Source organism: Robinsoniella sp. (genome assembly GCF_034124845.1).
The window spans coordinates 1-5,947 of the sequence record NZ_JAWYAJ010000445.1; the positions used below are offsets into that span (position 1 = coordinate 1).

General features: G+C 44.1%; 7 protein-coding genes. All 7 read left to right on the top strand.

Going from position 1 to position 5,947, the window contains the following annotated elements; all coding sequences use genetic code 11:
• Nucleotides 1–642 (top strand): helix-turn-helix domain-containing protein (locus ACH2DQ_RS21935; protein WP_395028330.1); only part of this gene is annotated, 642 nt, incomplete at its 5' end.
• A 74-nt stretch (nucleotides 643–716) separates the two neighbouring features.
• Nucleotides 717–1,127 carry a Fur family transcriptional regulator gene (locus ACH2DQ_RS21940; protein WP_394914674.1) on the top strand — a complete coding sequence of 137 codons (411 nt, stop codon included), beginning with the start codon at nucleotides 717–719 and terminating at the stop codon, nucleotides 1,125–1,127.
• Between the two features lie 39 nt (nucleotides 1,128–1,166).
• Nucleotides 1,167–1,487, top strand: coding sequence for a hypothetical protein (locus ACH2DQ_RS21945; RefSeq protein ID WP_394914675.1), 321 nt, complete (start codon nucleotides 1,167–1,169; stop codon nucleotides 1,485–1,487).
• Between the two features lie 124 nt (nucleotides 1,488–1,611).
• Entirely contained in the window at nucleotides 1,612–2,706 is a 1,095-nt protein-coding gene (locus tag ACH2DQ_RS21950; protein WP_394914676.1) for a metal ABC transporter substrate-binding protein, read from the top strand.
• 67 nt (nucleotides 2,707–2,773) lie between these two features.
• Entirely contained in the window at nucleotides 2,774–3,436 is a 663-nt protein-coding gene (locus ACH2DQ_RS21955; RefSeq protein WP_394914677.1) for a metal ABC transporter ATP-binding protein, read from the top strand.
• On the top strand, nucleotides 3,433–4,233 hold the full coding sequence (locus ACH2DQ_RS21960; protein WP_394914678.1) for a metal ABC transporter permease: 801 nt from the start codon (nucleotides 3,433–3,435) through the stop codon (nucleotides 4,231–4,233). Before ACH2DQ_RS21955 ends, ACH2DQ_RS21960 begins: the two co-directional genes overlap by 4 nt.
• 14 nt (nucleotides 4,234–4,247) lie before the next feature.
• The gene (locus tag ACH2DQ_RS21965; protein WP_395028334.1) at nucleotides 4,248–5,810 is read left to right on the top strand and encodes a permease; all 1,563 of its coding nucleotides are present in this window, start codon (nucleotides 4,248–4,250) and stop codon (nucleotides 5,808–5,810) included.
• Nucleotides 5,811–5,947 lie beyond the last annotated feature (137 nt).

The window sequence follows — 5,947 nt, forward strand, 5'->3', positions numbered from 1 at the left end:
CATTTTCATCCGGATATCATCTCTATGGAACACCGGAGGCTTTTACTATCGGTATTTCAGGCCTTTGAGAAAAATCCAAAACAGAAAATATATTTTGAAAATGTGAAGACGTTTCAATTGGATGCATGTCTGGATGCCCTTTGCGAATACGTGAAAAGTCCGTCGGGGCTTCAGGAACAGCTGATCACCATCGGTATGGAAGCTGCCCTTGGACGAATTGTTGCCATAAGGGGAAAAGAAAGCGGAGTTCATGGGCATAATCTGGACAATGACCTGGCAACAAAGATCTTAATTTATCTGAATCGCCATCTTTCAGAAGAAATTACGCTGGATCATCTGGCTGAGCAATTTTTGCTGAGCAAACATTATCTGAACAGAGTTTTCCGCAAAGCAGTCGGGACTACGGTATTTGATTACCTGATACAAAAGCGGGTGATCTATGCCCAGCAGCTTCTGATAAACGGGTGCAGCGCAGCAGATGCGGCAGCCGCCGCGGGATTTGCAGATTATTCCGCATTTTATCGTGCCTATAAGAGAATCCTTGGACATTCTCCGCTTATGGACAGGGGGGTGCTTCCGCCTGTGAGCGGTATCCTGGATCCGCATATTGCAGAAAGTATTAAGGTGACAAAAAACGTTTAGTTGACAAAAAATACAATCTGCTATAAAATGAAAATGATTTTCAAATTCACATTTGAAGAAAAGAGGAAAATAAGTTGGGGGAACGTGGTCAGTACCAGACGAAACAAAGGGAGAATATCCTGCATTGTCTGAAAGCGAACCAGGAGAAATTTTATACGGTTGAACAATTTATGGATTATATGCGTAGTGAGGGAATACCGGCAGGGCAGACTACTCTTTACCGGATGCTGGAGAGGCTGCACCAGGATGGGCTGGTCACAAAAATACCATCTATGGACGGGTCTCCTGCTCAATACCGGTATATTGGGGATGAAGAAAAACAGAACCATGGGAAGCTGGTCTGTCTGAAATGCGGACAAACGGTTCCGTTAAAATGCGAATGCATGGAGGAATTTTCCGTCCATATTTTAAATGAGCATCATTTTGAGCTGGATCAGCAGCATACTACACTCTATGGCTATTGCAGTCATTGCCGCTTAAGCTGATCCATAAATGCAACCTGAAAGAAAGGAGAGAAAACGACAATGAGGAACCTGCATAATCAAAATCGAAAAGTATATAATAAAGCTGTTTCCATCTTTCTGATTGCGGCAGTTTTAAGTGTTCTGTTTCTCTCTAATTTTTTTATTGCAGAAAATATTCAGCATCAGTGTACCGGTGAAAGCTGCCCGGTCTGCGCTGAAATACAGCATGCAGAAAATCTCATTCATCAGGTTGGGAGTGCAATCATTTGTGCTGTAACAGTCTTTTGTATTGTGGCAATATTTATCGCTATGATACCGTCATTTTATCAATTCTTTCAAAAGAAAACACTCATATCTTATAAGGTTAGGCTGAACGATTAAGTCAGCGGACGCAAGGGAGAATTCTGCCTTTTTGCAGGAGGAAACCTTGTTTTTTTGCGCCCATTTTACCAAATAATCAAATATTAAATCAGAAAAATTATAATTGAATATGGAGGATTTTATCATGAAAAGATCAGTGTACATTATTTTGTCAGTGCTGGCGGTTTCTTTGTGCTGCGCAGGCTGCGGGGAGAAGAACAGCCCGGAAGCAGAAGAGAAAAAACAAATGACAGACCAGAATAAGCAAATCTCAGACCAGTTAAGCAGCAATACAGAAGGGGAATCAGAGGAAATAAATTCCGGGGATAAGTTAAAAGTGGCTGCGAGCTTCTATCCTATGTATGATTTTGCCACAAAAATAGGCGGGGATAAAGCAGAAGTCACCAATATGGTACCGGCAGGTACAGAGCCTCATGATTGGGAACCGGCGGCAACGGATATCCGCGAATTGGAATCGGCAGATGTTTTTGTCTACAACGGCGCAGGCATGGAGCATTGGGTGGAAAGTGTGTTGGAATCACTGGATAATCAGAAGCTGACAGTTGTGGAAGCGGCGAAAGGATTAACACTCATGGAAGGGACGCATGACCATGAGGAAACTAAAGGAGATGAGGAAGCTGCCGGAGATGAGGAAGCTGCAGCCCGCGAAGTCAGCCATGATAAAGACACTAACAAAGACACTAACAAAGACGATATCAGTTATGACCCACATGTATGGCTGGACCCCATGAATGCAAAAGCAGAGATGGAGAACATTAAAAATGCTTTTGTGGCAGCAGATCCCAAGAATCAGGATTACTATGAAAAAAATTTTGAGACTTATGCAGCGGAGTTCATAAAGCTGGATCAGGAGTATAGAGCAGAAATTGCAAAAACATCTGTCAAAGATCTGATTACAGCGCATGAAGCGTTTGGGTATCTCTGTAAAGCATACGGACTGAATCAGGTTGGAATTGAAGGCCTTATGCCGGATTCAGAGCCGGATCCATCGAGAATGGATGAGGTTATTCAGTTTGCAAAGAAACATAATGTGAAAACGATCTTTTTTGAAGAGCTTGTGAGCCCGAAGGTTGCAAAAACCATTGCAAATGAAATTGGAGCGAAGACAGAAGTTTTGAATCCATTGGAAGGATTAAGTGATGAAGAGCTTGCAGCTGGTGCGGATTACTTTTCTGTAATGAGAGAAAATCTGAAAAGACTGGATGAAGCATTAAAATAGTACGCCGTAAAAGATTTTATGAATATTATTGCGGAAAATAAAATTAACAGTAAGAGAGGAATGCTTCATGAACATAGTCAGCATGGAAAATATCACGTTCCGGTATGCAGAGGTACCGGTTCTGCGAAATATGGATTTAGAAATCCGGGAAGAGGAGTATGTACTTCTAACCGGAGAAAATGGAAGTGGAAAGAGTACGCTCCTGAAGCTTCTGCTTGGGGAGTTACAGCCGCAGGAAGGGCGTGTGCAGATGTTTGGAAAGGATCCGGGACGTGTATTTTCGGCTGGGGTAGTTGGATATGTACCTCAAAACAGCATTAGCCATAATCAAAACTTTCCTGCAACGGTAGAAGAAATTATGATGACGGGACTATACCGGCAGATTGGCAGGTTCCGCTTACCGGGGAGAATCCACCGGGAATGTGTCAGTCAAACCCTGGAGGAACTTGGCATGGAGTGTTTTCTGAAGAAACGGATTGGAGAACTTTCCGGTGGACAGCAGCAAAGGATCATGCTGGCACGGGCAGTGGCAGGTAATCCGAAGCTGTTGGTTCTGGATGAGCCTACAGCAGGAGTGGACGCACAATCCGTAAAGGAATTTTACCGGCTGTTAAACGAACTGAATCAGAAAAGAAAAGTTACGATATTATTAGTTACCCATGGAAATATCTCAGAGTGTACGGGGGCGCATCGGGTTTTGAAAATGGAAGAGGGGAGAATTTTAAAATGAGTATATTACAATATAGTTTTATGCAGAGGGCTTTTCTGGCAGGTATACTGCTGGCGGTGATCACACCTTGTATCGGAATGACCATTGTGCTGAAAAGAATGTCAATGATCGGGGATGCACTTTCCCATTCTTCACTTGCAGGTGTGGCGGCAGGTCTGATATTTGGTATAAACCCCGTTCTGAGTGCAGCGGTGGTATGTGTGGCTGCAGCACTGGGCATTGAGCGTATCCGCAGGAAGCTGCCCCGCTATTCGGAGATGGCAATTGCAATTGTTATGTCAGGAGGAATTGGCTTGGCAGGCGTTTTGTCCGGGTTTGTAAAAAGCAGTGCAAACTTCAGCAGTTTTCTTTTTGGCAGTATCGTTGCGATCAGCAGAGAGGAACTTATACTGGTGACGGCTGTCAGCCTGATTGTACTGATCACGGTTCTGCTTCTCTATAAAGAACTATTTTATATTGGGTTTGATGAAAATGCAGCGCGTATTTCGGGAGTGCCGGTACAGCGGATTAATTTTGTATTTACGGTACTGACGGCGCTTACCATATCCATAGCTTCCCGCACGGTTGGAGCGTTGATCATCTCCTCCATGCTGGTGGTTCCTGCTGCCTGCGGAATGCAGATGGGCAGAAGCTATAAAAAAGCCCTTCTTTGGGCAGTGGCTGTTGCGCTGGTCACAACAATTGCTGGATTAATACTGTCTTATTATGCCGGATGGAAGCCTGGCGGAACGATTGTACTTTTAGAAGTGGCGTGGTTTCTTGTAGTTGTATTTGTAAAAGCGCTGCTTAAAAAGTAAGAAGGAGGAATTTAATGACAACACCTTTATATGTGGTTGCAGGATTTCTGGAGAGCGGCAAAACAACATTTATAGCCCAGATGCTGCGTCATTGCAGGAAGAAGGAAATACTTGTTTTGCAGTTTGAAGAAGGGGAGCAGGAGTTAAACGAGACAAAGAATTGTAAGCTGCTTAGCTGGTCAAAAAAAGAACTGGAGGATTCCATCATGCAGATTGCGGACGATATCTGCATGGTTATGGAGCAACAGAAGTTTGATGAAATATGGGTAGAATGGAACGGGTTGGAAGCATTTTCAAAGCTGGAGCGTATTTTTCTGCAGCTGCGGATGGGTGAACTGTTCCATATTGAAAAAGTGATCTATCTGGCAGATGTTCCAATGGCGGATATGCTGCTGGGACAGACAGGGGATGCCCCGGTATCCCAGGTGGCAGCCAGTGACCTGTCATTACTGCGCAATGCCGATGCCCTGGAGGTCAGACGCAGATTTGAGCAAAAGATTCGCAGTGTATCCCGGTCAGAAGTCCGGCTGGTATCCAGTCCTGAAATCAAAGAGCTGGTTCGAAAAAGAAAAATATCTCCCTATGTTCCATTTGCTGTCATCACAGGAATCATAGGAATTTTAATACTGGCTGCACCGCTGCTGGAACAGGGTGGAATATTGTTCAATACTATCCTGACATTATTTATGGGGGTATTTTTGGAGGGAGTTCCCTTTTTATTGCTGGGAGTATTGCTGTCATCGGCAATCCAGGTTTTTCTACCCCAGAGATGGATGGAGCGCGTATTTCCCAGGAATCCCATACTAGGTATGCTGATGGGGATGGCGGGTGGCTTTTTCCTGCCGGTGTGTGACTGTGCAGCCATACCGGTTTTTAAAAGTCTGCTGAAAAAGGGTGTTCCCATTCAGGCAGCCATTTGTTTTATGGCTGCGGCACCAGTGGTTAATCCGGTGGTGTTGTTATCTACATATTACGCTTTTAACCTGGATCTTAGGGTTGTGCTTTACAGGCTGGGTTTGGGGATAGTGTGTGCTTTTATTATTGGTCTTACTTTCTTTTTCAAAAGGCCAAAACAGCTGTTAAGAGAGGGAACAGAGGATTTTGGCAGCTGCAGCTGCGGGTGTTATGAAGAGAGTGGGGAACCAAAAGGCATCACCGGTAAATTTCAACTGTTTATGCGCCATGCACAGACAGAGTTCTTTCATGTTGGAAAGTATTTAATGATCGGAATCTTCTTCTCTGCTGTATTTCAGGCGGCTGATCTGAACTGGCTGAAAGGATTTGGAGCAATCAGCATGCCAATAGCGCTTTTAGCTATGATACTGCTTTCATTTTTATTATCTTTATGCTCATCCTCGGATGCAGTGGTTGCCAGAAGTATGTCCGGTATGTTTTCCTTTGTGCCGATGATGGGATTCCTGGTTTTTGGACCTATGATGGATATCAAAAATCTGCTGATGCTAAACGGCTATTTTAAGAGGACATTTGTGGTGAGGCTGGCAGTCACGACGCTCATTGTCTGCTATGGCGTAATTCTGATCTTTGGTTTGCTGGGAGGAGGAGGCGTGGTATTATGAAACGTTACTTGAACTACGAAGCGCTGATAGAAGGCGCCTGCTGCCTGTTATTCTCAATCATGATGTTTGGGATGGCATACAGCAAAAGTTATTTATTATTTGTAACTCCAAGAATGGAGCCATTTCTATATTTTACC

Bases quoted from the DNA above. Each gene is read 5' to 3' on its own strand.
- ACH2DQ_RS21945 (WP_394914675.1), top strand. From the start codon at position 1,167: ATGAGGAACCTGCATAATCAAAATCGAAAAGTATATAATAAAGCTGTT.
- ACH2DQ_RS21950 (WP_394914676.1), top strand. From the start codon at position 1,612: ATGAAAAGATCAGTGTACATTATTTTGTCAGTGCTGGCGGTTTCTTTG.
- ACH2DQ_RS21955 (WP_394914677.1), top strand. From the start codon at position 2,774: ATGAACATAGTCAGCATGGAAAATATCACGTTCCGGTATGCAGAGGTA.
- ACH2DQ_RS21960 (WP_394914678.1), top strand. From the start codon at position 3,433: ATGAGTATATTACAATATAGTTTTATGCAGAGGGCTTTTCTGGCAGGT.
- ACH2DQ_RS21965 (WP_395028334.1), top strand. From the start codon at position 4,248: ATGACAACACCTTTATATGTGGTTGCAGGATTTCTGGAGAGCGGCAAA.